The organism is Nocardioides renjunii (assembly GCF_034661175.1).
Classification (GTDB): Bacteria; Actinomycetota; Actinomycetes; order Propionibacteriales; family Nocardioidaceae; genus Nocardioides; species Nocardioides renjunii.
Genome location: NZ_CP141058.1, coordinates 754867 through 779655, shown reverse-complemented (window position 1 = coordinate 779655; position 24789 = coordinate 754867). Strand labels below are relative to the sequence as shown.

At 73.1% G+C, this 24789-nt stretch carries 24 protein-coding genes, 1 tRNA gene and 1 riboswitch; of the genes, 11 read left to right on the top strand and 14 right to left on the bottom strand.

The genetic code is table 11. From position 1 onward, the window contains the following. Positions 1 to 15: 15 nt before the first annotated feature. The 3 genes from SHK17_RS03625 to SHK17_RS03615 are packed head-to-tail and all read right to left on the bottom strand — an operon-like array spanning position 16 to position 2590. On the bottom strand, positions 16 to 882 hold the full coding sequence (locus tag SHK17_RS03625; RefSeq protein ID WP_322921108.1) for an ATP-grasp domain-containing protein: 867 nt from the start codon (positions 880 to 882) through the stop codon (positions 16 to 18). Between the two features lie 10 nt (positions 883 to 892). Beyond that, entirely contained in the window at positions 893 to 1741 is an 849-nt protein-coding gene (locus SHK17_RS03620; RefSeq protein WP_322921107.1) for a hypothetical protein, read from the bottom strand. A gap of 9 nt (positions 1742 to 1750) precedes the next feature. After that, the gene (locus SHK17_RS03615; RefSeq protein WP_322424933.1) at positions 1751 to 2590 is read right to left on the bottom strand and encodes an SGNH/GDSL hydrolase family protein; all 840 of its coding nucleotides are present in this window, start codon (positions 2588 to 2590) and stop codon (positions 1751 to 1753) included. 125 nt (positions 2591 to 2715) lie between these two features. Between SHK17_RS03615 and SHK17_RS03610 the strand changes: the two genes are divergently transcribed. Together SHK17_RS03610 and SHK17_RS03605 are read left to right on the top strand one after the other, a co-directional pair. After that, positions 2716 to 3942: a DUF2157 domain-containing protein gene (locus SHK17_RS03610; RefSeq protein ID WP_322921106.1), complete on the top strand. Its 1227-nt coding sequence runs from the start codon at positions 2716 to 2718 to the stop codon at positions 3940 to 3942. Between the two features lie 11 nt (positions 3943 to 3953). Beyond that, positions 3954 to 4448: a GDYXXLXY domain-containing protein gene (locus SHK17_RS03605; protein WP_322921105.1), complete on the top strand. Its 495-nt coding sequence runs from the start codon at positions 3954 to 3956 to the stop codon at positions 4446 to 4448. A 13-nt stretch (positions 4449 to 4461) separates the two neighbouring features. Here the strand turns inward: SHK17_RS03605 and SHK17_RS03600 are convergent, their stop codons facing one another. The 5 genes from SHK17_RS03600 to SHK17_RS03580 all read right to left on the bottom strand — a co-directional run bounded on the left by SHK17_RS03600 (position 4462) and on the right by SHK17_RS03580 (position 8101). Beyond that, positions 4462 to 4737 carry a MoaD/ThiS family protein gene (locus SHK17_RS03600; protein ID WP_172269760.1) on the bottom strand — a complete coding sequence of 92 codons (276 nt, stop codon included), beginning with the start codon at positions 4735 to 4737 and terminating at the stop codon, positions 4462 to 4464. A gap of 13 nt (positions 4738 to 4750) precedes the next feature. Continuing rightward, the gene (gene thrC, locus SHK17_RS03595) at positions 4751 to 6049 is read right to left on the bottom strand and encodes a threonine synthase (protein WP_322921104.1); all 1299 of its coding nucleotides are present in this window, start codon (positions 6047 to 6049) and stop codon (positions 4751 to 4753) included. Positions 6050 to 6059: 10 nt separating this feature from the next. Then, positions 6060 to 6199: riboswitch (SAM riboswitch) on the bottom strand. Between the two features lie 75 nt (positions 6200 to 6274). Continuing rightward, positions 6275 to 7105: a trehalose-phosphatase gene (gene otsB / locus SHK17_RS03590; RefSeq protein WP_322921103.1), complete on the bottom strand. Its 831-nt coding sequence runs from the start codon at positions 7103 to 7105 to the stop codon at positions 6275 to 6277. Positions 7106 to 7182: 77 nt separating this feature from the next. After that, entirely contained in the window at positions 7183 to 7758 is a 576-nt protein-coding gene (locus SHK17_RS03585) for a LytR C-terminal domain-containing protein (protein ID WP_322921102.1), read from the bottom strand. A 49-nt stretch (positions 7759 to 7807) separates the two neighbouring features. Continuing rightward, entirely contained in the window at positions 7808 to 8101 is a 294-nt protein-coding gene (locus SHK17_RS03580) for a DUF3263 domain-containing protein (protein WP_172269752.1), read from the bottom strand. Between the two features lie 204 nt (positions 8102 to 8305). Between SHK17_RS03580 and SHK17_RS03575 the strand changes: the two genes are divergently transcribed. Beyond that, complete coding sequence (locus SHK17_RS03575) at positions 8306 to 9748, top strand: alpha,alpha-trehalose-phosphate synthase (UDP-forming) (protein WP_322424936.1); 1443 nt, start codon at positions 8306 to 8308, stop codon at positions 9746 to 9748. Positions 9749 to 9801: 53 nt separating this feature from the next. Here SHK17_RS03575 and SHK17_RS03570 read toward each other — a convergent pair whose 3' ends face one another. The 4 genes from SHK17_RS03570 to SHK17_RS03555 all read right to left on the bottom strand — a co-directional run bounded on the left by SHK17_RS03570 (position 9802) and on the right by SHK17_RS03555 (position 13552). After that, positions 9802 to 11367 (bottom strand): FMN-binding glutamate synthase family protein, encoded by a 1566-nt coding sequence (locus tag SHK17_RS03570; protein ID WP_322921100.1) that lies wholly within the window; start codon positions 11365 to 11367, stop codon positions 9802 to 9804. Between the two features lie 96 nt (positions 11368 to 11463). Continuing rightward, positions 11464 to 12234, bottom strand: coding sequence for an anti-sigma factor (locus tag SHK17_RS03565; RefSeq protein ID WP_322921099.1), 771 nt, complete (start codon positions 12232 to 12234; stop codon positions 11464 to 11466). Next, positions 12221 to 12859 (bottom strand): RNA polymerase sigma factor, encoded by a 639-nt coding sequence (locus tag SHK17_RS03560; RefSeq protein ID WP_172269744.1) that lies wholly within the window; start codon positions 12857 to 12859, stop codon positions 12221 to 12223. The genes SHK17_RS03565 and SHK17_RS03560 overlap by 14 nt, the downstream gene beginning before the upstream one ends. Positions 12860 to 12910: 51 nt before the next feature. Continuing rightward, entirely contained in the window at positions 12911 to 13552 is a 642-nt protein-coding gene (locus SHK17_RS03555; protein ID WP_172269742.1) for a fasciclin domain-containing protein, read from the bottom strand. Between the two features lie 99 nt (positions 13553 to 13651). On the opposite strand from SHK17_RS03555, the gene SHK17_RS03550 reads away from it, so the two are divergent. The 6 genes from SHK17_RS03550 to pdxY all read left to right on the top strand — a co-directional run bounded on the left by SHK17_RS03550 (position 13652) and on the right by pdxY (position 20052). Continuing rightward, entirely contained in the window at positions 13652 to 14806 is a 1155-nt protein-coding gene (locus SHK17_RS03550) for an alpha/beta fold hydrolase (RefSeq protein WP_322921096.1), read from the top strand. Then, on the top strand, positions 14803 to 16167 hold the full coding sequence (locus SHK17_RS03545) for an MFS transporter (RefSeq protein ID WP_322921095.1): 1365 nt from the start codon (positions 14803 to 14805) through the stop codon (positions 16165 to 16167). The genes SHK17_RS03550 and SHK17_RS03545 overlap by 4 nt, the downstream gene beginning before the upstream one ends. Then, a complete protein-coding gene (locus SHK17_RS03540; protein WP_322921093.1) occupies positions 16148 to 17590 on the top strand; it encodes a pyridoxal phosphate-dependent decarboxylase family protein in 1443 nt (480 codons plus the stop codon). Before SHK17_RS03545 ends, SHK17_RS03540 begins: the two co-directional genes overlap by 20 nt. Further along, the gene (locus SHK17_RS03535) at positions 17587 to 18282 is read left to right on the top strand and encodes a uracil-DNA glycosylase (protein WP_322921091.1); all 696 of its coding nucleotides are present in this window, start codon (positions 17587 to 17589) and stop codon (positions 18280 to 18282) included. Before SHK17_RS03540 ends, SHK17_RS03535 begins: the two co-directional genes overlap by 4 nt. A 22-nt stretch (positions 18283 to 18304) precedes the next feature. Further along, positions 18305 to 19078 carry a dioxygenase family protein gene (locus tag SHK17_RS03530; protein ID WP_172269732.1) on the top strand — a complete coding sequence of 258 codons (774 nt, stop codon included), beginning with the start codon at positions 18305 to 18307 and terminating at the stop codon, positions 19076 to 19078. 110 nt (positions 19079 to 19188) lie between these two features. Further along, positions 19189 to 20052, top strand: coding sequence for a pyridoxal kinase PdxY (pdxY, locus tag SHK17_RS03525; RefSeq protein WP_172269730.1), 864 nt, complete (start codon positions 19189 to 19191; stop codon positions 20050 to 20052). 25 nt (positions 20053 to 20077) lie between these two features. On the opposite strand, the gene SHK17_RS03520 is transcribed toward pdxY, so the two are convergent. After that, positions 20078 to 20153, bottom strand: a tRNA-Thr gene (locus tag SHK17_RS03520). A 49-nt stretch (positions 20154 to 20202) separates the two neighbouring features. Here SHK17_RS03520 and SHK17_RS03515 point away from each other — a divergent pair. Continuing rightward, positions 20203 to 22074, top strand: a complete 1872-nt coding sequence (locus SHK17_RS03515) for a glycoside hydrolase family 13 protein (RefSeq protein ID WP_322921089.1) — start codon at positions 20203 to 20205, stop codon at positions 22072 to 22074. A 9-nt stretch (positions 22075 to 22083) separates the two neighbouring features. Next, the gene (locus SHK17_RS03510) at positions 22084 to 23292 is read left to right on the top strand and encodes a DUF4032 domain-containing protein (RefSeq protein ID WP_322921088.1); all 1209 of its coding nucleotides are present in this window, start codon (positions 22084 to 22086) and stop codon (positions 23290 to 23292) included. Here SHK17_RS03510 and SHK17_RS03505 read toward each other — a convergent pair. After that, positions 23276 to 24784, bottom strand: coding sequence for a metallophosphoesterase (locus SHK17_RS03505; RefSeq protein ID WP_322921087.1), 1509 nt, complete (start codon positions 24782 to 24784; stop codon positions 23276 to 23278). The genes SHK17_RS03510 and SHK17_RS03505 overlap by 17 nt on opposite strands. Positions 24785 to 24789 lie beyond the last annotated feature (5 nt).

Here is a 24789-nt window from a genome sequence, read left to right as displayed (position 1 = left end):
CGGCCTCCAGGTCGCTCAGCGCACGTCGCGCAGCCGGGCCTCGAGGAGGTCGGCGAAGGGCCCGGCGTTGGCCGGCGAGACGTCGAGGTAGAGGCCCGGCTCGATCAGCTCGAGCTCGCTGACGACCCAGTCGCCGTCCCACTGCAGCAGGTCGACGCGCAGGTAGTCCATCGGCCGGCCGAAGCGCTCGGCCATGGCGTCGTACGCCCGCATCGCGAGGTCGCCGACCTCACCCGTGTCCACGGCCCGGACCCGCCCGCCGAACTCCTCGTTGACGCGTACGTCGCCCGGCCCCGGCTGCTTGTCGAAGCGCTGGGTCAGCCGGCCGCCGAGGACGTAGACGGACACCTCGCCCGAGGTGCGGATGGACTCCACGAGCGGCTGCACCACCCACGGGCCGTCGACCTCGGGGTAGTCGGGGTGGCTGCGCACCGGCCGCCCCAGGCGCGGGTCGTCGGGATCGGTCACCACGATCAGCCCGGCGCCTCCGGCACCGACGCGCGGCTTGACCACGGCGGTGCCGAGCTCCGCGACGGCGGCCGCGAGGCTCGCGCGGTCGTCGGCGAGCAGCGTCGGCACGGCCGGGAGGTCGCCGAGGTCAGCGAGGTAGCGCTTGTCGTGGTTCCAGGCGAAGACGTCGGCGCCGTTGAGCAGCCGGGCCTGGTCGAGCGAGCCGGCCCACTCGAGGAACTCGGTGTGCCGGGTGACGTAGTCCCAGGTGGAGCGGACCGCGACGAGGTCGGCGCCGGCCCAGTCGACGGCGGGGTCGTCCCAGCGCACCCAGGCGAAGTCAGTGCCGCGCTCGTGGAGCACGCTGTCGAGCGCGGCCGCGCCGGGCTCGCCCTGCGGCAGGTCGCCGCTGGTCGCGAGGAGGACGGTCATGCGAGGACCCTCATGCCTTGGGGAGCTCGGAGGAGCCGTGGAACTGGTGGGCGGCGTGGTCGCGGTTGGTGCCCTCGCGGTTGTCGCCCTTCTCGATGATCACGAGGTTGTGGTAGCAGTGCACCGCGCGGACCCACTGGTCGGTGTAGCTCGGCTCGTAGCCCTCGACCAGGAACTCCTCGTGGTTGAGGCCGTCGACGAGGTCCTTGACCAGGTCCATCGACGTCCCGGGCGCCCGCGGGTCGAGCTGACCGCCCCAGGCCGGCCAGTAGGAGGTCTGGGTGTCCTCGATGCAGTAGATCGCACCGTCGGGCAGCAGCGGGAACAGGATCCGGAAGGACTCGCGCACGTGGGCGGGGATGTGGCTGCCGTCGTCGATGACGACCATCGGCGCACCCTGCTCCTCGATGATCCGGTGCAGGACCTCCGGGTCGGTCTGGTCGCCGAGGTAGGTGTGGATGTGCCCGCGGGTCAGCCAGCTCTTGTCCTCGATGTCGAGGCCGACGATGCGGGCCCGAGGGAAGAACCAGCGCCACATCTTCATGGACGCCCCGCTCTTGCGGCGCTTCTTGTAGCCGCCGATGCCGAGCTCGAGCAGCGTGAAGGACTCCCCCCGCAGGTGCTGCAGGTGGCGCTCGTAGTGCGGGGTGTACTTGTGCACGCCCCACTTGTCGGTGCGGAACTCGATGGCCAGCTCGGTCAGGTTGCTGGCGAGGAGCCGCCGCCGGCGCTCCGCCCGGGCGTCGACCTCGACCGCCGGGAGCGGCTGCTCCAGCGGCTCGGGGGACGGCTGCATGCGGCCGGCCTTCTTCGCCGCCTTCTTGACGGCCTCGCCGGCTCGTCGAGCAGTGGTGCGCACCCGCGAACCCTAGCCTGACCCGCCCACCCCCGGGACGTGGTGCCCGAACGGCACGACCTCCACCAGCCCGAGGGCCGCGAGCACCGACGGCAGCATCGCCTTGGCGGTCCGCTTGTAGCCGTGGGCGCTCGGGTGGAAGCGGTCCAGGCTGAACATCTCGTCGGGGTTGCTGATGAAGAACGGGCCGACGACGTGCGCGAGCGAGACCACCCGGGCACCGCGCTCCAGCGCCTCCGCCCGTTGGGCGGCCGCGAGCTGGCGGGACGCCCGCGAGCCCAGCGCGCGCAGCGGCTGCGGGACCGGGCGCAGCGCGCCCAGGTCCGGGCAGGTGCCCACGACCACCTCGGCCCCCCGGGCGCGCAGGTCGTCGATCGCGGCGCCGAGGTGGCGCACCGACTCGGCGACCGGCACCCGGTGCGTGACGTCGTTGCCACCGACGATGATGACGGCGACGTCGGGGCGGTAGGAGTCGGGCAGCGACGCCAGCTGCCCGGCCAGCATGCTGCTCTCGGACCCGACGACGGCAGCGGTGCGCAGCCGTACGGACCTGCCGGCGTGCTTCGCGATCCCGCGCGCCAGGCGGCTGCCGAGCGTGTGCTTGGGCCGCTCCGCCCCGAGGCCCGCGGCGATCGAGTCGCCGAGGACGAGCAGGTCGACGGGCTCGCCGTACTTGCGCTTGTAGTGCTTGTCGGCCGAGGGCGCCTGCTCCCCCAGCGGCTTGCCGATCGCCCGCCGCGCCTGGGCGGCCTGGCGCTGCAGCAGCTCGCGGGCGCCGTACGCCGTACCGCCGGCGACGCCGCCGAGGAGGGTGAGCGCCACCCCGGCGCGGGTCAGGTGCTTGCTGGACACGGGTCGGTTGAACCACACGGACCTGAACGTCGGCACAACCCCGGTCGACGGAGCGCCCAACGGCTCACCCACACCCGGGTCCGCGTACTCACGACACCGGCCCACCGGCGGACGACGGTGGGGACATGACCGAATCCGTCAGCCTCCCACCCCGCCCCGTCCCCCCGCGCCGGCTGTCCTGGCTGCGATCCGAGCTCGACGACTGGACCGCGCAGGGCCTCATCACCGAGGGCCAGGCCGCGCGCATCTCGACCCGCTACCGACCCGAGCGCCACGCCCGGCCGCTCCTCGGCGGGCTCCTCCTCCGGGTCGGCGGTGCCTTCGTCGGCACCGGGCTCGTCTGGCTCGTGGCCGCCAACCTCGACCGGCTCGCTCCCCTCACCCGCTTCGGGCTGGTCGCGGCCCTCTGGCTGCTCTTCCTCGTCGGGGGCGAGGTGCTCGCCCACCGACGCGCGTCCCCCTCCGTCGTCGGGGCCGCCCGGCTCCTCGCCGCCCTCGGCCTCGGCGCGATGGTCTTCCAGGCCGCCCAGTCGCTGCAGGTCCCCGCGTTCGAGCCGCGCCTCGTCGGCCTGTGGGCGGCCGGAGCCCTCCTGCACGGCTACCTGACCGGCGCCTTCGCGCCCTTCGCCGTCGGCGTGGTCACCGGCGTCGGGTGGTGGCTGGCCCGACCGCTGTGGGACGAGCAGACCGGGCTCACCGTCGTCGTGCTCCTCGGCGCGGGCGCGGTGCTCGCGGCCGCGCTGGCGGTGGTCCACGACGGGCGCGCCGACCGGTTCGCCCGCGCCTGGCGCACCGTGGCTGCCGGCATGGCGCTGCTGGCCGGGTTCGTCGCCGCCGTCCCGGGCATCGGCTCGGACGGCATCGTGTGGTCGACGTCCCTCGTGCTCGCGCTGGCCGTCGCAGCCGCTGCGGCAGCGCTCGCCGCCGTCACCCGGCCCGGCGCCCGGATCCTCGAGCCGGTCGGTGCGATCGGCGTGCTGCTGGGCGCCGGCGCCCTCGCCCTGTGGACCACCGGTGCGGACGCCTCGGACGTCGGCACGGCCGACTGGCTGCGCGCCGCCGTGGCCGTCGCCGCGTACGCCGCCCTCGCCGTCGGTCTCGTCGCGCTGGGCGCGCTGCGCGACCACCCGGCGCTCACCTGGATGGCGACGACCGCGCTCGTCGTCTTCACCACGTTCCAGAGCTTCGCGGTCTTCGCGCCGATCGTCACCGGGGCCTGGCTGTTCGTGGTGCTCGGCACCGTCTTCCTCGGCACCGGGTTCCTCTTCGACCGGGCCCGCCGCGGGCTGGCCCAGGCCCTCGAGGCCCCGCCCACCCCGAGCTCTCCCGACACCTCCACCGACGCCTCCTGAGGAGCAGACCCGTGAACCGCACCACCACCACCGCCGCCACCACCGCCGCCACCACTGCCGTCGTCGCCGTGACGCAGCTCGCCCTCGTCGGCCTGTCCGTCGCCCCGCAGCTCTCCGCCCGGGCCACCGGCGAGACCTACCTCCTGAGGGTCGCGGCCCTCGACCCGGTCGACCCGTTCCGCGGCGCGTACGTCGCGCTCGACTACCCCGACCTGCCCCGCGGCGGGCAGGTCCCCGACGACGGGGAGCGGGGCGACGTCTACGTCAGCCTCGTCCCCGACGGCGAGGTGTGGGTCGCCGACGGGTGGTCGCGCGAACGGCCGGGCGAGGGCCCCTACCTCGCGTGCGACGACGGGTCGTGGCAGCTGCGCTGCGGGATCGAGAGCTGGTTCCTGCCGCAGGACGAGGCGGCGGCGGCCGAGGACCTGCTGCGTGACGGCGCCGTCGCCGAGGTGCGCGTCGACGGCCGCGGCCACGCCGCCGTGGTCGACGTACGGGGGCCGTGAGTGTCGCTGCGGCTCAGCCGCCCGCGACCGCCGGGATCACCGAGACCTGGACGCCGTCCGGGGTGGGCGTCTGCAGGTCCTCGAGGAACCGGACGTCGTCGTTGCCGACGTAGACGTTGACGAAGCGCCGCAGCGCACCCGCCTCGTCGAGGATGCGGCCCTTGATGCCGGCGTAGTGGGCGTCGAGGTCGTCGAGGACCGCGGCCAGGGTGTCGCCCTCGGCGCTGACCTCGGACTCGCCGCCGGTGTAGGTGCGCAGGATGGTGGGGATCCGGACGGAGACTGCCATGGGTGGTTCCCTCTCAGAGGACGCCGGACGCGACGAAGGCGTCGTAGCTGGGTGCGATGGTGGCGGCGGGGCCGACGCGGTCGGCGACGGCGTCGAGGGTCTTGAGGCCCATGCCGGTGTTGATGACCACGGTCTCCAGCGTCGGGTCGAGCTGGCCGGTCTCGACGAGCTTCTTGAGCACGCCCACCGTGGTGCCGCCGGCGGTCTCGGTGAAGATCCCCTCGGTGCGGGCGAGCAGCAGGATGCCGTCGCGCACCTCGTCGTCGGTGATGTCCTCCACGGCGCCGCCGGAGCGCCGGCAGATGTCGAGGACGTAGATGCCGTCGGCCGGGTTGCCGATCGCGAGGCTCTTGGCGATGGTGTCGGGCTTGACCGGGCGGATGGCGTCGGTGCCGGCCTTGTAGGCGACCGAGACCGGTGAGCAGCCGGTCGCCTGCGCGCCGAAGACCTTGTAGGGCTTGTCCTCGACGAGGCCGAGGGCGACCAGCTCGCGGAACGCCTTGTCGACCTTGGTCAGCTGCGAGCCGGAGGCGACCGGGATGACGACCTGGTCGGGCAGCCGCCAGCCGAGCTGCTCGGCGATCTCGTAGCCCAGCGTCTTGGAGCCCTCCGCGTAGAAGGGGCGCACGTTGACGTTGACGAACGCCCAGCCCTCCTCCTCGCCGGCGATCTCCGAGGCGAGCTTGTTGACGTCGTCGTAGTTGCCGTCGACCGCCACGAGGTGGTCGGTGTAGACGGCCGAGTTGACCTGCTTGGGCTTCTCGAGGTTGCTCGGGATGAAGACCACCGTCTTCATGCCGGCCCGCGCACCCGCCGCGGCGACCGCGTTGGCCAGGTTGCCGGTGGAGGGGCAGGCGAAGACCTTCGCGTCGAGCTCGCGCGCGGCGCTCAGCGCGCACGCCACCACGCGGTCCTTGAAGGAGTTGGTGGGGTTGGTTGAGTCGTCCTTGACCCACAGCGTGTCGATGCCGAGCTCGCGACCGAGGTTGTGCGCCTGGAGCAGGCGGGTGAAGCCCGGCTCGGTGTTGGGGCTCTGCTCGATGTCGGACGGCACCGGCAGCAGCGCCTTGTAGCGCCAGATGTTGGCCGGACCCGCGGCGATCTCTTCGCGCGTGACGTTCGGGAAGTCGTAGGCCACCTCGAGGGGCCCGAAGCACTCCGGACAGGCGTACGACGGCCCGAGCTCGACCTCGTGCCCGCACTCGCGGCAGGCCAGGGCGCGGGCGTGGCCGAAGGCGCCCTCCCGGAGCCCCTTGCGGGTCGAGCCGGTCGACGCAGCGGCGGTGGTGGTCTCGTGCAGCACGGTGCTCATGAAGTCCTCCTTCTCATCTGTCCCCGCGACTCTCGCGTGGGCCGGATTTGGCACCTGCTCCCATGACTGCCGGGCGTGGGCCGGGCAGGAGGCTCATGGGTGGTTGCCGGGACTTCGTCGGGCCGTTCCCTCAGTCCCTCGTGATGAGCACGCTCAGCCTAGGACGGCCGTCTCACGATGCGCACACCGAGTCCACGATGTGGATGAGGGGCGTCCGCCCAGCGGTCAGCGACGCAGGAGGAGGCCGCCGAGCAGCTCGACCACGCCGTCGGGGCCGTCGACGACGACGTCCGCGAGGTCGACGAGCTGGGGCTGCTCGGTGGAGGCCGAGCACACGACCAGGCCCGGCAGTCCCTCGGCGCGCAGCGCCCGGACGGCCTCGAACGCCTCGACGTCCCCGAGGTCGTCGCCGCCGAAGATCACGCCGCTCGCCTGCTGCTCGGCGACGAAGGTCCGCAGGGCCTGTCCCTTGTGCATGTCGCCGGAGCGGACCTCGACGACGTTGCGGCCGGGCTCGACCGTGAGGTGGTGGCGGTGCGCCAGGGCGGCCACCGGCTCGACCAGGCGCTGGAAGGCGTCCGCCGGGTCCGCCATCCGTCGCGTGTGCACGGCGACGGCGAGGCCCTTCTGCTCGATGAACGCGTCGGCGGCGCCGGCGCCGCGCAGCACCGCCGGCAGCTCGCGCTCGAAGCTCGCGAGGCCGGCAGGGGGGCGCGGCGAGCGGATCCGCTGCTCGGTGGCCGACCAGCGCTCGTTGCCGTACTGGCCGAAGACGAAGAGCTCGGCACCGCGGTCGAGCATGGCGTTGCCGAGCGCGTCGAGGTCGCCCATGGCGATGGCCTGCCGCGCGGGGCGGCCGGTGATCACCGCGACCGCGCGCACCGCCTCGGCGAGCTCGAGCAGGGCCCCGGGCGCGCCCGGGTGCAGGCGGGCCGCCTCGGGGTCGTCGACGACCGGGGACAGCGTGCCGTCGAAGTCGAGCCCGACCACGACACCGTCGAGGACGTCGCGCACGGCGTCGTAGTGGGCGCGCGCGTCGTCGGAGGTGAACTCCATGACCGAAGCCAACCACGCAGGGCGGACGCCCGGCCAACCGGCCGGCGGGCGGCGCGCCCGGTGGGACGGTGCCGGGGCTACTGGGGGGCGTCGGTGGTGAGGATGATGGTGAGCCGGTCGCGCTTCATCACGCCGACCGCCGGCGCGGTGCGCTTGATGCCGAGGTCGAGCGCCAGCTGCTCGCCGGCGGCCCGGAGCCGCGGCGGGAAGTAGACCGTGGTGGTCGGCACCACGCCGTACCAGTTGTCCTCGCCGACCACGGCCCAGCCGACGCCGGTGGCCTTGGCGGCGGTGGTGGCCGCCAGGCCCTTGATGCCGGAGTTGTTGAACACCTCGACGTAGACCTCGCCGCGCTTGATGCGGGGCTCCGGCTTGGGCTTCGGCTTCTCGACGGCCGTGTCGCTCGGCTCGGCGCTGGGCGACTGGTCGGCGCTGGCGATGGTGGCGGTGTTGTCGACGCGGCGCTCCGTGGGCGCCTGGTCGCGCGTCGCGACGAAGGTGATCGAGGCCATCGCGACCGCCAGCACGGAGAGCATCACGAGCGGCGAGGGGAAGGCCACGCCCCGCTCGTCACGCGGGCGGCGCAGCAGCCCGCGGCGCGGAGGGAGGGCGGAGGTCGAGCGGAGCAACCTGGGGAAGGTGGGGAAGGTCATGGGGAAGGTGACCAATCGTGAGTCGTGGATGCAGTGCGGGAGGTGCCGGTCAGATCTCGAAGCCGAGGCGGCGGGCGGAGCGCTGCCGCTGGCGCGAGGCGCGCAGCCGGCGCAGCCGGCGGACGAGCAGCGGGTCGGCCTCGAGGGCCTCGGGACGGTCGATGAGCGCGTTGAGGACCTGGTAGTAGCGGGTCGAGGACATGTCGAAGTTGTCCCGGACCGCCTGCTCCTTGGCGCCGGCGTACTTCCACCAGTGCCGCTCGAACTCGAGGATCTCGCGGTCGCGCTGGCTCAGCCCGGCCGCAGTCTCCTGCTCCGCTGCGATGTGCGACGCTGCGTCCATCTGCCTTCTCCTCCTCGACCCCACGTCCACCCGTGACCGAGCGGACTGGCGTCAGTCTAGGCGACGAACGACAACGATGTCATTCGCTCCCGGCGAGTCGTCTGGACAAACCCGGCTCACGGCACGTGCCTGCGGCGGGGCGCCTCGGGGCGGACGCACCGCGGGGTGGTCTGCGGGCACCGCGCGGCTGGTTAGGGTGACGGGGTGAGCCGGACCTCCAAGGCAGACCTCGTGATCGTGGCCAACCGGCTACCCGTGGACCGGGTGAGCCAGCCGGACGGGTCGGTGACGTGGCGCCCCTCCCCCGGCGGCTTGGTGACAGCGCTCGAGCCGGTGCTGCGCGCCAACGACGGCGCCTGGATCGGCTGGCCCGGGTCGGCCGACGAGGACGAGATCGAGCCGTTCGTGGAGAACGGGCTCTCCCTCGTGCCGGTCTCGATGAGCTCCCAGGAGGTCGAGGAGTTCTACGAGGGCTTCTCCAACGGCACCCTCTGGCCGCTCTACCACGACGTCGTCGCCAAGCCGGAGTTCCACCGCGAGTGGTGGGAGTCCTACGTCGCGGTCAACCGGCGCTTCGCCGACCGCGCCGCCGAGGTCGCCGCCGACGGGGCGACGGTCTGGGTGCAGGACTACCAGCTCCAGCTCGTCCCGCAGATGCTCCGCGAGCAGCGGCCCGACCTGCGGATCGGCTTCTACCTCCACATCCCGTTCCCGCCCGCCGAGCTCTTCTCGCAGCTCCCGTGGCGACGCCAGATCCTCGAGGGGCTGCTCGGCGCCGACCTGATCGGCTTCCAGCTGCCCGGTGCCGCCGCCAACTTCGTACGCCTGGTGCGCAGCCGCGTGGGCCACAAGACCCACCGCGACACCATCTACCTCCCCGACGGGCGGCCGGTGAAGGCCACCGCGTTCCCGATCTCCATCGACACGGCCGGATTCGAGGAGCTGGCCCGCAGCAGCGGCGTCGACGAGCGGGCCGCCGAGATCCGCGAGGCGCTCGGCAACCCGCGCAAGATCTTCCTCGGCGTGGACCGGCTCGACTACACCAAGGGCATCTACTCGCGACTGCGCGCCTTCGGCGAGCTCGTCCGCGACGGACACCTCGACGTGGAGGACGCGGTCTTCGTGCAGGTCGCGACGCCGTCGCGCGAGCGCGTGGAGCAATATCGCATCCTGCGCGACGACATCGAGCGGCTGGTCGGCCGCATCAACGGCGACCACGGTCGCATCGGGCGTCCGGCCATCTCCTACATGCACGTCTCCTACCCGCGCGACGAGATGACGGCGCTCTACCGCGCGGCCGACATCATGGTCGTCACGCCGTTCCGCGACGGGATGAACCTCGTCGCCAAGGAGTACGTCGCCTGCCGCTTCGACAACAAGGGCGCGCTGGTCCTCTCCGAGTTCGCCGGCGCCGCGCAGGAGCTGCGCCAGGCGTGGCTGGTCAACCCCTACGACATCGACGGCATGAAGGCCTCGCTGCTCGAGGCCTACGCCGCCGACGACAAGGAGACCGGTCGCCGGATGCGCGCCATGCGCAAGACGGTCGTGGCCAACGACGTGTCCAAGTGGGCGCGCGACTTCCTCGACGAGCTCGCGGCGGTGCCCGACCACCACGACAAGACGGTGCGCCGGACGCCGGCAGGCTGAGCCGGCCGCTCACCTGCCGGGACCTGCCGGGCCCACTGGACCCCGCCGGCCCGTCAGGGGTGCTCGTCGACCGCGGTGCCGTGCGTGGCCGCCTGGGCGACCATGAGCGACTGGATCTCCTCGACCAGGCGGGGGCCCAGGCGCGGCCACGTGGGGTCGTAGCCGTAGGTCCCGGCCAGCCCGACGGCCGAGCGGGTGCCGTCGAGGATGTCGATGTCGCCGGGTCCGATGAGCCCGGGGTGCACGACGCCGATCGCCTCGGACACCTTGAGCAGGTCGCGGCGCAGGGAGCGGATGTAGTTGGCCGCCCGCACGCTCTTGAGGCTGACGTCGAGACCGCGCGTGTAGCGCGGGTCCTGGGTGGCGACGCCGACCGGGCAGTGGTCGGTGTGGCACTTCTGTGCCTGGATGCAGCCGATGGCCATCATGGCCTCGCGGCCGACCTGCACCATGTCGACGCCGAGGGCGAAGGCGACGATGGCGTTCTCGGGGATGCCGAGCTTGCCGGCGCCGAGGAACACCACGTCGTCGGTGAGGCCGGCGGCCGCGAAGCGGCGGTAGACCTCGGCGAAGCCGATCCGGAAGGGATAGGCCACCGAGTCGGCGAAGATCATCGGCGCGGCACCGGTGCCGCCCTCGCCGCCGTCGATGTTGACGAAGTCGACCCCGCGGCCGCCGCGGGCCATCTCCTCGGTGAGGTCGTCCCACATCGTGAGGTTGCCGACCGCCGACTTGATCCCGACCGGCAGGCCCGTCGCCCCGGCCACCCGCTCCACGAAGTCGAGCATCGAGTCGACGTCGTGGAACTCCGCGTGGCGGCTCGGCGAGGCGCAGTCCTTGCCCTCCGGGATGCCGCGGATCTCGGCGATCTCCCGGCTGACCTTCTCCCCGGGCAGCATCCCGCCCAGCCCCGGCTTGGCGCCCTGGCTGAGCTTGATCTCGATCGCCCTGACCGGCGCGGAGTGGACGAGGTCGACGAGCCGGTCCAGGTCGAACCGGCCGCGCTCGTCACGGCAGCCGAAGTAGGCCGTGCCGATCTGGAAGATGATGTCGCCGCCGTGGCGGTGGTGCGGGGAGAGGGCCCCCTCCCCCGTGTTCTGCAGGGACCCCGTCATCGCCGCACCCTTGTTGAGCGCCTCGATGGCCTTGCCGGACAGCGATCCGAAGCTCATCCCGGAGACGTTGACGACCGATCCCGGGCGGAAGGCGTGCGTACGCCCGCGCGCGGCGCCCATCACCTTGGCGCACGGCAGGACGACCTCCTCCTGGGCGTGCGGCATCGTCGCCGCACCGGGCCCGGCGAAGGTCCGGTGCTTGATGACCGGGTAGCCCGCGGCGTTCTCGACGTCGTTGTCGGTGCCGAAGCCGAAGTAGTTGTTCTCCAGCTTGGCGCTGGCGTAGACCCAGCGCCGCTGGTCGCGGCTGAAGGGCCGCTCCTCGTCGTTGCTCGTGACGATGTACTGGCGCAGCTCGGGTCCGAACTTCTCCACCAGGAAGCGGGCGTGGCCCACGACGGGGAAGTTGCGCAGGATCGCGTGCTTGCGCTGGACCAGGTCGTGCGCCGTCGTCGCGGCCGCGGCCGCCACCGTGCCGCCCAGGACCGCGTACCTCCACCTCATGGTTCGTTCCTAGTCCCCGGACGGCGCGATGTCGAGGACTCCCGCCCCTAGGGCGGTGGTGGGTGGCGGCTGCGGCGGCGGACCGGGCAGGACCGCTCAGGCGAGCTCGCCGCGGGCGAGGCTGACCCCGGAGTGGGTGGGGTCGCCGTCCTCGGGCTCGATGGAGATGTCGACGATCCGGTAGCCGTCGTCGATGAGCCCCCGGGGGACCTGGAACTCGCCCGCGTCGCCGTTCGCCAGCACGCCGAGGGCCACCATGCGGGTGCCGTCGACGTTGATGAGCCAGACCTCGTGGAAGCCGTCCTCCTCGCCGAGCTCGCGGGCGCGCACGCGGAGGGTGACGGTGTCCTCGGAACGCACGGCGCTGGCCTCGCCGCGGGCGGCGTCGCTGTCGAGCGCGGTGAGGTCGGCGGCCGCGACGACGGTGGCGGACTGCGTCGGCGGGTCCACGGCCTCGGGGGCGGCGTCGCCGTCGCCCAGGACGCGGCCGAGGCCGAGTCCGGCCACGAGGGCCAGTGCGGCGGCGAGCCCGGCGGCCCACACGGGGACGCCGCGTCGCCCGGAGGGGGCCTGACCCGTGCCGGTCGTGCGGTGCGAGCCGCGGCGCAGCGGGATGGGCGGAGAGGGAGCGGAGGTCGGGGCGTCGGCGGCGGCACCCGGCGTGCGCACGTGGGCGAGCACGCGGTCGCGGACGTGGCGCGGCGGGGCGACGAGCGGGCCCTCGCCGGCGAGGTGCCGGGCCTCGGCGAGGGACGCGACGACGGCCCTGCACTCCGGGCAGGAGGCGACATGGCGACGCACCTCGTCGGAGGTGTCGTCGTGGTCGAGGGCGACCCCGGCGAGCTCCTCGAGATCAACGTGGGACACGGCGCACCCCCTCGAGCTTCTGCTGGACCTGGACGAGGCCACGACGGACGTGGCTCTTGACGGTGCCGAGCGGGAGGCCGGTGGTCTCCGCGATCTCGGCGTGGCTGCGTTCCTCCCAGAACGCGAGGAACACGATGGTGCGGCGCGGGTCCGGGAGGTCCTGGACGGCCTGGCGGACGACGAGGCGGTCGGCGACCTCGCGGTCGACGGCCTCCACGAGGTCGTGGTGGGCCTCGGGCTGGGCGGCGACCGCGGCGACCCTGTCGCTGTCGCGGGCCCGCGCGGCCCGGGCGTCGGCGACCTTGTGCCGGGCGATGCCGATCAGCCAGGCGGGCAGCGCCGTCGGGCTGGGAGTCAGCGTGTGCCGGCTGCGCCACGCGGCCACGAAGACCTGCTGCGTGACGTCCTCCGCGTCGTGCGGGTCGCGGAGCGCCCGGAGGGCGTAGGTGTGGACCAGCGCCGACCAGCGGTCGAAGATCTCCTCGAGGGCGAGCTCGTCACCGTCCACGAGACGAGCTGCGACCGAGCGGACGTCATCGTCCTGCTCGTCCTCGAGTGCGACGCCGGTGACCACTGCGCCACCGTACCGGCGTGGCGCGCGGGCGGGGAACGCGACGGTGCTCATCCGCGTCCCCCACCCAGCGCCTGTTCTCGGTGTGCTCCGACTCGGTCCGACTCAGAGGTCGATCGGGCGCAGCACGCGGTCGATGCCGTGCGCGACCTGCTTGTTGCCCTTGTTGAGGTCGAGGGCGTCGAGCACGGCCTTCGGGTCGGTGGCGTCCTTGTCGAGGTCCTTCAGCGTCACCGACACCTTGGGCTTCATGGTCACCTTGACCTTGATCTTGCCGCCCTGGGCGGTGGCGAGCTTGGCGCCGTCGGCCTTGAGGACCTTGCCGCTGGTGAGGGTCTTGCCCGGGACGACGTGGTAGAGCAGCACGGTCTCGATGGTGTCGACACCGGCGAGCTCGACGAGCGCGTCGAAGATCGCCTTCTCGGACTTGATGTTCTTGCCGGTCAGGTCCTTGGCCAGCAGGCGGAAGGCCTGGTCGGTGGGAGCGAAGACGGTGAGCTTCTGGCTGCCGTCGGCGAGGAGGGCCACCGGCGAGTCCGGCTTCGCGCCGACGATCGCGAGCGCGGCCTCGGTGACGATGTCGAAGTCGTTCTTGTTCTTGTCGAACGTGTTGCCGTCCGAGGTCAGGAGGGCGGCGAGGCTGTCCTCCCCGGGGGCGGCCTGGGCGCTGGCAGCGGGGGCCGTGGCCTGCACCGCGCCGAGCGCGAGGGCAGAGGCGGCGAGAAGGGCGGGAACGCGACGCTTCATGGGGTGTTCCTTCCGTCGGGGGCGCCGGTCGGCGCCCGTCACACCCCCTTCTCCGTCCGGAGCCCGCCACTGGATGCACCCGGGCCGTAAGTTTCTCGCATGGACCTCATCCCCACGCCCGGACAGGTGGTGTCGGCGGCCGGGAACGTGGCGCACACCGTGCTCCACGGCGGGCTGGCCGACCTCCGCCGGATGCCGCGGACGCTGATCGACGACGGGGAGCTGCGCGAGGTCTACCACTACCTGCCCGCCCCCGAGGTCCCGCAGACCGGCGACCCGGTCCTGCTGGTGGCGCCGCTCGCCGCGCCGGCCCTGTGCTACGACCTGCGCCGGGGCTGCTCGCTGGTGGAGCACCTGATCGGAGGGGGCCGTCCGACCTACCTCGTCGACTACGGGCGGGTGCCCCTCGAGGACCGGACCGTCGGCATGGAGCACTGGGTCGACGAGGTCCTCCCGCTGGCCGTCCGGGCAGTCCACGAGCACTCCGGCGGCCGCGGCGTGCACCTCGTCGGGTGGAGCCTCGGCGGTCTCTTCGCCCTGCTCACCGCCGCCGACGCCCAGGACCTCCCGATCGCCTCGCTCACCGTCGTCGGATCACCGGTCGACGTCACGAAGGTGCCCCTGGTCGCCCCGGTGCGCCCGCTGCTCGACCTCACCCAGGGTCGGGGCCCGGTCACCCGTGCCCACCGGGCGCTGGGCGGCGTGCCGACGTCGCTGGTCGGCTGGGCCTTCACCGCGGCGTCGGCGCAGCAGGTGGTCGCCAAGCCGCTGGCGGTGCTGACCCACCTCGACGACACGGACTACCTCGCGCAGGTGGAGGCGGTGACCCGGTTCATGTCCAACACGACCGCCTACCCCGGCCGCAGCTTCGGCCAGCTCTACCACCGCTTCCTCGAGGGCGACGCGCTCGTGGGCGGCAGCACGGAGATCGGCGGGCGCACCGTCGACCTGGCCGCGATCGAGGTGCCGGTGCTCGTGTTCGCCGGCAACACCGACGGCATCGCGCCGCTGCCCGCCGTACGCCCTGTGGTGCCGCTGCTCAGCGGATCGCGCGAGGTGCGCTTCGAGATCGTCCCCGGCGGCCACCTCGGCATGCTCACCGGACGCGCGGCACGTGGCACGACGTGGACGACGATCGACGAGTGGGTGGAGCAGTGGTCGGCCGGCCCGGAGCCGACCGGCCCGCGCACGATCGGCGCCAACCCGTCGCGCCGCTACGGCTCGGCGGGCTCCCGGTCCCTGGGCCAGCGGTGACGAGCACCCTGGACACCTCGCGGCTGTCCCGTGGCGTCCGGATCGGCTACGGCAGCGGGTCGGTCGCCACCGGCGCCTTCGGCACCGTGCCCGGGCTGATGCTGCTCCCCTACCTCACCGACGAGCTCGGCATCGCCGCGCTGTGGGCCGGGGTGATCGTCTTCCTCCCCAAGGCCTGGGACGTCGTCCTCAACCCGGTCGCGGGGCGGGTCAGCGACCGGACCATCGACCCGGCAGGACCGCGCCGGCCCTGGCTGATCCGCGCCGGGCTGATGCTGGCGGGCGCCTTCGCGCTCATCTTCGCGGCGCCCGACCTCGGGAGCTCGCTGCTCGAGGCGGGCTGGGTGCTGGTGTTCTTCGTGCTCGCGGCGTCGGCGTACGCGTTCTTCCAGGTCCCCTACGTCGCGATGCCCGCGGAGATCACCGCGTCCTACGACGAGCGCACGCGGCTGATGACGTGGCGGGTGGCGATCCTGGCGTTCACCATCATGCTGGCCGGTGCGACGGCACCGGTGATCCGCGACGCGATCGGCGGCCGCGACGGCTACCGCGTGATGGGCGTGGTGATGTCGGTCCTGATCGCGGTCGGGGTAGTGAGCGCCTGGTGGGGCACCCGCCGGGCGCCGGTCGGCGCCGTCGCCGCCGGAGCGGGGTCGCTGCGCGAGCAGCTGCGGATCGTCGGGCAGGCGCGCGACTTCAGGGTCCTGCTCACCACCTTCGTCCTCCAGGCGCTGGCGACCGGCTGCATGCTGGCGGGGGTCGACTACCTCGCGGGCGACGTGCTGGCGAGCTCGGGAGCGGCCACCGTCCTGTTCGTCTGCTTCGTCGGCCCGGCCCTGCTGCTGACGCCCGTGTGGACCGCGGTCGGCACGCGGATCGGCAAGCGACGCGGCTACGTCATCGCCTCGCTCGTGCTGGCCGCAGGGGCCGTGCTCGCGGTCACCGCGCGGATCGCGCCGCCGGCGGTCGTCTTCGCCGCGACCGCCCTGGTCGGCGTCGGCTACGCCGGCTGCCAGGTCTTCCCGATGGCGATGCTGCCCGACGCGGCGGCGGTCGACTCGGCCCGGACGGGCGAGAACCGCGCGGGCGTCTACACGGGCGTCTGGACGGCGGGCGAGACCCTCGGCCTCGCCCTGGGACCGGCCGTCTTCGCCGTCGTGCTGGCGCTGGGCGGCTACCTCTCGAGCGAGGGCCGGGAGATCACCCAGCCCGGCTCGGCCCTGACCGCGATCACGCTCGGGTTCTCCGTGCTGCCCGCGGCGCTGACCCTGCTGAGCCTGTGGTGGCTGCGGCAGTACACCCTCGACGCCGCCGAGGTGGCGGCAGCGGAAGGAGCCCCCCATGACCTCCGGCACGGCTGACCCCCTCGAGCGCCTCCGGGCCCTGCAGGGCGCCGACCTGCCCGTCCACGGCGGGCGCACGCTGGCCTACGTCTACGACTCCGGCGAGCCCGAGGTCGACCGGGTCGCACGCGAGGCCGTGGCCGCCTACGCCGCCTCCAACGCCCTCGACCCGACCGCGTTCCCGTCGCTGCTGCAGATGGAGAACGAGCTGGTCGGGTTCACGTGCGCCCTCCTCGACGCCCCGGGCACGGCGGTCGGGACGGTCACCTCCGGCGGCACGGAGTCGATCCTGCTGGCGGTGCAGGGTGCGCGCGACAGCAGGCCCGACGTCGTACGCCCCCGGATGGTGCTGCCCTCGACCGCGCACGCCGCGTTCCACAAGGCCGCCCACTACTTCGGCGTCGAGGCGGTGCTGGTGCCGGTCGGTCCCGACTTCCGCGCCGACCCCGTTGCGATGGCCGAGGCGATGGACGACGACACCGTCCTGGTCGTCGCCAGCGCACCGTCGTACGCCCACGGGGTGGTGGACCCGGTCACCGCCGTCGCGGCCGCCGCGGCCGCCCACGGGATCCGCTGCCACGTCGACGCCTGCATCGGCGGGTGGGTGCTGCCCTACGCCGCCCGGCTCGGCCGCGCGGTGCCGCCGTGGACCTTCGCCGTCGAGGGCGTCACGTCGATCTCGGTGGACACCCACAAGTACGCCTACGCGCCCAAGGGCACCTCCCTGCTGCTCCACCGCGACGCGGGCCTGCGCCGGCCGCAGTTCTTCGCGTCGGCGGCCTGGCCGGGCTACACGATGCTGAACGCGACGACGCAGTCCACCCGCTCGGGAGGGCCGGTCGCCGGGACCTGGGCGGTCGTCGAGCACATCGGCGACGCCGGCTACCTCGAGCTAGCGGACCGGGCGCTCGTCGCGGTCGACGCCATCGTCGAGCGCATCGAGCGGGAGCCGGCGCTGCGCCTCGTGGTCCCGCCCGACTCGACGCTGGTCGCGATGGCGACCGACTCCTCGTGCGACCCGTTCACCCTGACCGACGAGCTCGTCGACCGTGGCTGGTACGTCCAGCCGCAGCTGTCGCACGGCGCCGACGGAGCGAGCATCCACCTCTCGGTGAGCGCGGGCACGCTCGCGCACGTCGAGGAGTTCGCGACGGCGCTCACGGAGTCGCTCGCCGCGGCGCAGGCCGCCGGACCGGTCGCGGTGGACGCGGACGTGGTGGCCTTCATCGAGGCGCTCGACCCGACGACGTTGGACGACGACGACTTCGACGGCCTGCTGGCGGCATCCGGCCTGGTCGGCACGGCGGCCGACGGCGGGCTCGAGCTGCCGACGAGGATGGCCGCGGTCAACGCGATGCTCGACGTCGCCTCGCCGCCCATGCGAGAGGCCTTGCTCGTCGCCTTCCTCGACCGGCTCCAGCGACCGGTGCGCCGCTCGTGAGCGCGCTCGCCGGGCTCGTCGAGAAGGACCTCGTCGCCGCCGACTGGGCGGAGGCGCTGGCCCCGGTGGACGACCGCATCGCGGCGATGGGCCGCTTCCTGCGCGAGGAGGTGGCGGCCGGCCGCGGCTACCAACCTGCCGGCGACCTGGTCTTCCGGGCGTTCCGGCGCCCGCTCGCCGACGTACGCGTCCTCGTCGTGGGCCAGGACCCCTACCCCAACCCGAGCCACCCGATCGGCCTGAGCTTCGCCGTCGAGCGGCACGTGTGGCCGCTGCCGCCCAGCCTGGTCAACATCTACGTCGAGCTGCGCGACGACCTCGGCATCGTGCCGCCCCGCCACGGCGACCTGTCGGCGTGGGCGGACCAGGGCGTGATGCTGCTCAACCGGTCGCTGACCGTGCGCCCGGGTGACTCCAACAGCCACCAGGGCAAGGGCTGGGAGGCCATCACGGAGCGGGCGATCACCGCCCTCGCCGAGCGCGGCGGTCCGTGCGCGGCCATCCTCTGGGGCCGGCACGCACAGTCGCTCAAGCCGCTCCTCGGCGACATCCCGTGGGTGGAGTCGGCGCACCCGTCGCCGCTGAGCGCGCGCCGCGGGTTCTTCGGGTCCAAGCCGTTCAGCCGGGTCAACCGGCTGCTCGAGGAGCAGGGCGCGGAGCCGGTCGACTGGGGCCTTCCGGAATATAATTGAATCCCGTACTATTGAGCCTGTCATGACGACCCCCATGCCTGCCCTCTACATCGGCCACGGCGCGCCGCCGCTGCTCGACGACCCGATCTGGTCCGGGCAGCTCGCCGCCTGGGCGCAGGACCTGCCCCGCCCCACGGCGGTCCTCATCGTCTCGGCGCACTGGGAGTCCGCTCCGGTCAGCCTCTCCGCGAGCGGCGCACCCCTCGTCTACGACTTCGGCGGCTTCGCGCCGAAGTACTACGAGATGACCTACGAGACCCCGGACGCGACGGCGCTGGCCCGACGCGTCGCGGCCATGATGCCGAGCACTGAGCCGGTGCACCAGCACGTCTCCCGCGGCCTCGACCACGGGGCGTGGGTGCCGCTGAAGATCATGTATCCCGACGCCGACATCCCGGTCCTGCAGATGTCGCTGCCCACCGACGACCCCCACCGGCTGATGAAGCTGGGCGAGCGGCTGCGGCCGCTCCGCGAGGAGGGCGTGCTCATCGTCGGCTCCGGCTTCCTGACCCACGGCCTGCCGTTCCTCACCGACTGGAGCATCGACGCCGCGGCTCCCGGCTGGTCGCAGGACTTCGACCTGTGGGCCGCGGAGGCGCTGGCGCGGGGGGACGTCGACACCCTGTCGGACTACCGCGCGAAGGCGCCGGGCATGCCCTACGCCCACCCGACCGTCGAGCACTACACGCCGCTCTTCGTCACGCTCGGTGCAGCGACCGCGGCCGACGAGCCGGCGACGCAGGTCATCGACGGCTACTGGATGGGGCTCTCGAAGCGGTCGCTGCAGGTCGCCTGACGGGGGCGGCGAGGCACGAGGCGGCCCGCTGTCAGGCGAGGTCGAGTGCGCCCACGACCGAGGCACGAGGTCGTGACGGCGTGCATCGAGACCTGAACTAGTCTCGGGGGGTGCGCGTCCTCTCCATCCAGTCCCACGTCGCCTACGGCCACGTCGGTAACTCCGCAGCCGTGTTCCCGCTCCAGCGTCTCGGCCACGAGGTGTGGCCGGTCCTGACCGTGAACTTCTCCAACCACACCGGCTATGGCGCGTGGCGCGGCCCGCTGATCGCGGCCGAGGACGTCGCCGCGGTGATCACCGGCATCGGCGAGCGCGGTGCGTTCGCATCCTGCGACGCGGTGCTCTCGGGCTACCAGGGCTCGCCGGAGATCGCCGACGTGATCGTCGACGCGGTGGCCCAGGTCAAGGCGGCCAACCCCGCGGCAACGTACACCTGCGACCCGGTGATGGGCAACGCGACCTCGGGGTGCTTCGTCAACCCGGCCATCCCGCCGAAGTACCGCTCGACGATCATCCCCGTCGCCGACGTGCTGACGCCCAACCAGTTCGAGCTCGGCTTCATCACCGATCGCGACGCGCTCAGCGGCCCGTCGACGCTCGACGACGTCCTGTCCGCGGTCGACGAGGTGCGCGGCCTCGGGCCCTCGACGGTGCTGGTCACCTCCGTGGACCGCGCTGGCGCGGCCGAGGACGTCATCGAGATGCTCGCCGTGACCGGGGACGGCGCCTGGCTGGTCACGACGCCGCGGCTGCCCATGAAGGCCAACGGCTCCGGCGACATCACCGCCGCGCTCTTCACCGCGCACCTCAGGACGACCGGCTCGGCCGCGGACGCCCTCGCCCGCACCGCCTCCTCGGTCTTCGCGGTGCTCAAGGAGACCCTCGACTCCGGGGAGCGCGAGCTGCGGCTGATCGCCGCGCAGGACGCGATCGCGTCCCCGGCCTGCGAGTTCGAGGTCGAGCAGGTCCGCTGACGGTTCATCACGAGTCATCACGAGATGGAGCCGGTGACAGGAATCGAACCCGCGACATCATTATTACAAGTAATGCGCTCTACCAACTGAGCTACACCGGCGTGCGCCCGCGGGCGCGGCGGCCATCCTAGGTGAGGAACAATCACGCCCGTGAGCCTCCTCCACCTCCCCCACCACGACGGCTCCCCGCTGCACGTCTCGCATGAGGCGCCCACGCTGGGGCAGACCGTCACCGTCCGCGTGCGGACCACCGTCCAGGACCCGGTCGAGGAGATCTGGCTGCGCACGACGTACGACGCCGAGCCGGTCTTCCACCCCACGACCGCGACGGCGGCGGGCGACGTGGTGTGGTGGGAGGCGCAGCTGCCGGTGCACAACCCGGTCACCCACTACCGCTTCCTCCTGGTGCGCCCGGCGCCGGACGGCGAGGGCGCGGCGGAGGGCGAGCAGGAGTGGCTCACCGGCTCGGGGATCGTCGGCCACGACGTCCCGGACGCGACCGACTTCCGGGTCGCCGCCTTCCCGCCGGCCCCCGACTGGGGTCGCGACGGCGTCGTCTACCAGGTCTTCCCCGACCGCTTCGCCCGCTCCGCGGCGGCCGACGAGCGCGAGGCCCCGGACTGGGCGCTCCCCGCCGAGTGGGACGACGAGGTGGTCTTCGAGGGCAGCGACCCCCGCACGCCGATGCAGCTGTTCGGCGGCGACCTGGACGGCATCACCGAGCATCTCGACCACGTGGCGGCCGTGGGCGCCGACGTCGTCTACACGACGCCCGTCTTCCCGGGCGAGAGCAACCACCGCTACAACGCGACCACGTTCACGCAGGTCGACCCGCTCCTCGGCGGGGACGAGGCGTACGCCCGGCTCAGCACCGCGGTGCACGAGCGGGGCTGGCGCATCCTGGGCGACCTCACCACCAACCACACCGGCGACACCCACGAGTGGTTCCTGGCCGCCGCGGACGACCCGGAGGACCCGCACCGGTCCTTCTACTACTTCGACGAGGACGGCACCTACGCCTGCTGGATGGGCCACGGCACGCTGCCCAAGATCAACCACGCCAACCTCGACGTCCGGCACGCGATGGTCGAGGGGCCGCACTCGGTGGTCGGGCGGTGGCTGCGCCCGCCGTACGACGTCGACGGCTGGCGCATCGACGTGGCCAACATGACCGGCCGGCTGGGCGACATCGACGTCGCCCACGAGGTCGCCCGGGCCGTGCGCGCGACCGCCGCCGAGCTGCGCGACGACCCGTGGGTCATCGGCGAGCACAACCACGACGCCACCGGCGACGTCGACGGGGACGGCTGGCACGGCACGATGAACTACTCCGGCTTCTCGTGGCCGGTGTGGTCGTGGCTGCGCGACCCGGCCTCCCCCGCTCGCGCGTTCGGCCGGCCGCTGCCGGTGCCCCGGCGCGACGGCGGCGCGGTCGTCGACACCTTCCGCTCCTGGCAGGGCACCCTCGGCTGGCGCGCCACCTCGTCGAGCTGGAACATCCTCGGCTCGCACGACTCCGCCCGGATCCGCACCGTGGTGGGCGGCGACTGCGCGGTGCACCGCGTGGCGGCCGGCCTGCAGTTCACGATGCCGGGCGTGCCGATGATCTTCGCTGGCGACGAGATCGGCCTCGAGGGCGTCAACGGCGAGGACGCCCGGCGCACCATGCCGTGGCACCGCCGCGGCGAGTGGGACACCCGCACCCTGGGGACGTACGCCGACCTGGCCACGCTGCGGCGAGAGCACCCGGCCCTGCGGCGCGGTGGCCTGCGGTGGGCGCACGTGGAGGCCGACACCATCGCCTACGTGCGCGAGCACCCGGACGAGTCCGTCCTCGTCGTCGCGCGCCGGGCCGCCGGCGGCGGCTTCACCCTCCCGCTCGGAGCGGGCCGCCACGTCTTCGGCTCGGAGCCTGGCGGCAGCGACCTCGCGGCCGCCGACGGAACGAGCACAGGCTCCGGCATCGAGGTCCCCGCGACCGACGGCCCGCGGTTCGACGTCTGGGTCCTCGACGAGGAGTAGCGTCGCCCCATGGCCATGCGGATCGTCGCCAGCCGGCCCGACCCGGCGATCCTCGGGCTGCCCTGGGACACCTGCCTGGAGGAGTGGCCCGACGACGTCGTGGTCCCGCTCCCGCGGGGACTCTCGCGCCACGTGGTCCGCATCGTGCGCCTCGGCGAGCGCGTCTACGCGGTCAAGGAGACCAACGACGACATCGCCTTCCGCGAGTACCGCATGCTGCGCGACCTGCAGCGGCTCGGGCTCCCGGCGGTCACGCCGCAGGGCGTCGTCACCGGACGCGAGGGCCGCGACGGCGACGAGCTGCCCGCCGCGCTGATCACCCGCCACCTGCAGTTCTCGCTGCCCTACCGCAGCCTGTTCAGCCGCGGGATGACCGCCGAGCACGTGCCGACCCTCATCGACGCGATCGTCGTGCTGCTGGTGCGCCTGCACCTCGCCGGCTTCTACTGGGGCGACGTCTCGCTGTCCAACGTGCTCTTCCGCCGCAACGCCGGCGAGTTCGCCGCCTACCTCGTCGACGCCGAGACCGGCGAGCTGCACGACGCGGTGAGCGACCGGATGCGGGAGTACGACATCACGGTGGGCTGCGAGAACATCTTCGCCGAGCTGATGGACCTCAGCGCGAGCGGCGCGGTCCAGCGCCCGATCGACGGCTTCGCCATCATCAGCCACCTGCGCGAGCGCTACGAGGCGCTCTGGAGCGAGCTGACCGACCTCGAGGAGTTCCGCGCCGAGGAGATGTGGCGCATCGAGCGCCGCGTCGAGCGGCTCAACGACCTCGGCTTCGACATCGACGAGCTCGACATCGTCACCGACCTCGGCGGCGAGACCATCCGGATCCAGCCGAAGGTCGTCGACCTCGGCCACCACACCCGCGAGATCCAGGCGCTCACCGGCATGACGGTCGAGGACAACCAGGCCCGGCGGCTGCTCAACGACCTCGCCTCCTTCACCGCGCACCACGACCTCGGCCGCGAGGACCGGCACCTGGTGGCCAGCCGGTGGATGCACGAGATCTTCGAGCCGATCATGGCGATGATCCCCCCGGACGCGACCGGCAAGCTGGAGCCGGCCGAGGTCTTCCACGAGATCCTCGAGCACCGGTGGTACCTGTCCGAGCAGGCCGGTCACGAGGTCGGCATCCACGAGACGGCCCGCGACTACATCGACCGCTACCTCACCGCGAAGCCCGACGAGGTCATCACGGGAGAGGAGTGACCGGGCTCCAGTCGCCGACCAGCCACGACCCGTCGGTGCGCAGGCGCACCCACTGCAGCCCGGTCGGCCGCCCGTCGGCGTACGTCACGAGGCTGACGTCGGCGTCGCGCCGCGGCTTGCTGCCGATGGCGATGGCGTACGCCGCCCCGCCGGTCGTGCCGTTGGTCCAGGTCCAGCCGGTGGCGCCGTCCTCGCCCTCGACGGCGTCCGGGCCCGCCTGCACGTGGGTGTGCCCGCCGAGCACGAGGTCGACGCAGCCGCGGCGGAGGGCCTCGCGCCCCAGGTTGGCGTCGTGGACGAGCACGGTGCTCACGCGCTCGCCGTCCTCGGCCGTGGAGCAGGCCGCGTCGGCGAGGCGCTCGCCGACCTCGTCGAAGCTGAGCCCGGTCTCGTCGCGCCAGCTGCCCAGCCCGCTGCTGCGGGGGTCGTCGACCCCGAGGAGGCTGGCGCCCCACGGGGCGTCGACGACCTCGCCGTCGAGCATCGTCCAGCCCTGGTCGGCGAGGTAGGTGCTGACGAAGGGGCCGTTGTCGTGGTTGCCGGCGACGGCGTAGCGGTCCCAGTCGTCGAACGTGGCCGAGAGCGAGTCGAGACTGAACGCCTCCCACGGCTGGCCGGTGGAGGTGTCGTCACCCGCGTCGAGCACGACGCTCGCCCCGGCGGCCTCGCCGATGGCGCGCGCGACGCGGTCCATGCCGATGTTGTCGTGCCGGTCGCTGACGACGAGGGCCACCGTCTCCCCCTCCTCGGGCTCACGCACGTCGAGGTCGGCCGCCCCCTCTGCGGCGGCGGAGTAGAACTCCTTGCTGCGGTCGTAGGTGTCGATCGCGCTCAGCACGAGCCGCTTGCTCTGCGTGGTGACCGGACCGACCCGCACCTCGACGTCGCGCACCTCCTCGGGGAGGACCACGTCGGGGCCGGCGAGCTCGGCCAGGGTCTGCCAGGCGCCCTGCTCCTCCTGGGTCTCCTCGTCCACCTCCCACGGCTGCCACACCAGCACCGGCAGGACGAGCAGGAGCACGAGCGCGACGACGCCCTGGCGCGACCGGATGCCGCGGAACAGCTCGCCGCGCCGGTGCCGCCCGAGCAGCAGGTAGACCGCGACCGGGACCAGCCCCACGGCGAGACCCCGGAGCGCGGCGGAGACCGCCATGTCGACCACGACGCCCTGCACCTTCTCGACGGGCGCCGTGGGATCGCCCGCGATGAGGGCGTAGCGCTCGACGAGCTCCTCCACCGAGCCGACCTCGGTCTTGCCGAGCGCCAAGGTCACCCCGACCGGACCGACGTCGCGGATCCGGAGGTCCGGCAGCAGCGGGCCCGTCTGCACCACCGCGTCGTCGGCCAGCGTCGGGCGTACGACGGTGTCGTGGCCGACGAGCACCACGGTCCGGCTGCTGGTGAGGAACAGCGAGACCGCCACGGTGACGCCGAGGGCGACGGCCAGGCACGCCAGCAGCACCCCGACCAGCACGCGGCGGGGCAGGCTCATCCGGC

Excerpts from the sequence above, each read along its gene's own strand:
- SHK17_RS03625 (WP_322921108.1), bottom strand. The coding sequence starts at position 882 with ATGACCGTCCTCCTCGCGACCAGCGGCGACCTGCCGCAGGGCGAGCCC.
- SHK17_RS03610 (WP_322921106.1), top strand. The coding sequence starts at position 2,716 with ATGACCGAATCCGTCAGCCTCCCACCCCGCCCCGTCCCCCCGCGCCGG.
- SHK17_RS03600 (WP_172269760.1), bottom strand. The coding sequence starts at position 4,737 with ATGGCAGTCTCCGTCCGGATCCCCACCATCCTGCGCACCTACACCGGC.
- thrC (WP_322921104.1), bottom strand. The coding sequence starts at position 6,049 with ATGAGCACCGTGCTGCACGAGACCACCACCGCCGCTGCGTCGACCGGC.
- otsB (WP_322921103.1), bottom strand. The coding sequence starts at position 7,105 with ATGGAGTTCACCTCCGACGACGCGCGCGCCCACTACGACGCCGTGCGC.
- SHK17_RS03585 (WP_322921102.1), bottom strand. The coding sequence starts at position 7,758 with ATGACCTTCCCCACCTTCCCCAGGTTGCTCCGCTCGACCTCCGCCCTC.
- SHK17_RS03580 (WP_172269752.1), bottom strand. The coding sequence starts at position 8,101 with ATGGACGCAGCGTCGCACATCGCAGCGGAGCAGGAGACTGCGGCCGGG.
- SHK17_RS03570 (WP_322921100.1), bottom strand. The coding sequence starts at position 11,367 with ATGAGGTGGAGGTACGCGGTCCTGGGCGGCACGGTGGCGGCCGCGGCC.
- SHK17_RS03560 (WP_172269744.1), bottom strand. The coding sequence starts at position 12,859 with ATGAGCACCGTCGCGTTCCCCGCCCGCGCGCCACGCCGGTACGGTGGC.
- SHK17_RS03555 (WP_172269742.1), bottom strand. The coding sequence starts at position 13,552 with ATGAAGCGTCGCGTTCCCGCCCTTCTCGCCGCCTCTGCCCTCGCGCTC.
- SHK17_RS03550 (WP_322921096.1), top strand. The coding sequence starts at position 13,652 with ATGGACCTCATCCCCACGCCCGGACAGGTGGTGTCGGCGGCCGGGAAC.
- SHK17_RS03540 (WP_322921093.1), top strand. The coding sequence starts at position 16,148 with ATGACCTCCGGCACGGCTGACCCCCTCGAGCGCCTCCGGGCCCTGCAG.
- SHK17_RS03530 (WP_172269732.1), top strand. The coding sequence starts at position 18,305 with ATGACGACCCCCATGCCTGCCCTCTACATCGGCCACGGCGCGCCGCCG.
- SHK17_RS03510 (WP_322921088.1), top strand. The coding sequence starts at position 22,084 with ATGGCCATGCGGATCGTCGCCAGCCGGCCCGACCCGGCGATCCTCGGG.
- SHK17_RS03505 (WP_322921087.1), bottom strand. The coding sequence starts at position 24,784 with ATGAGCCTGCCCCGCCGCGTGCTGGTCGGGGTGCTGCTGGCGTGCCTG.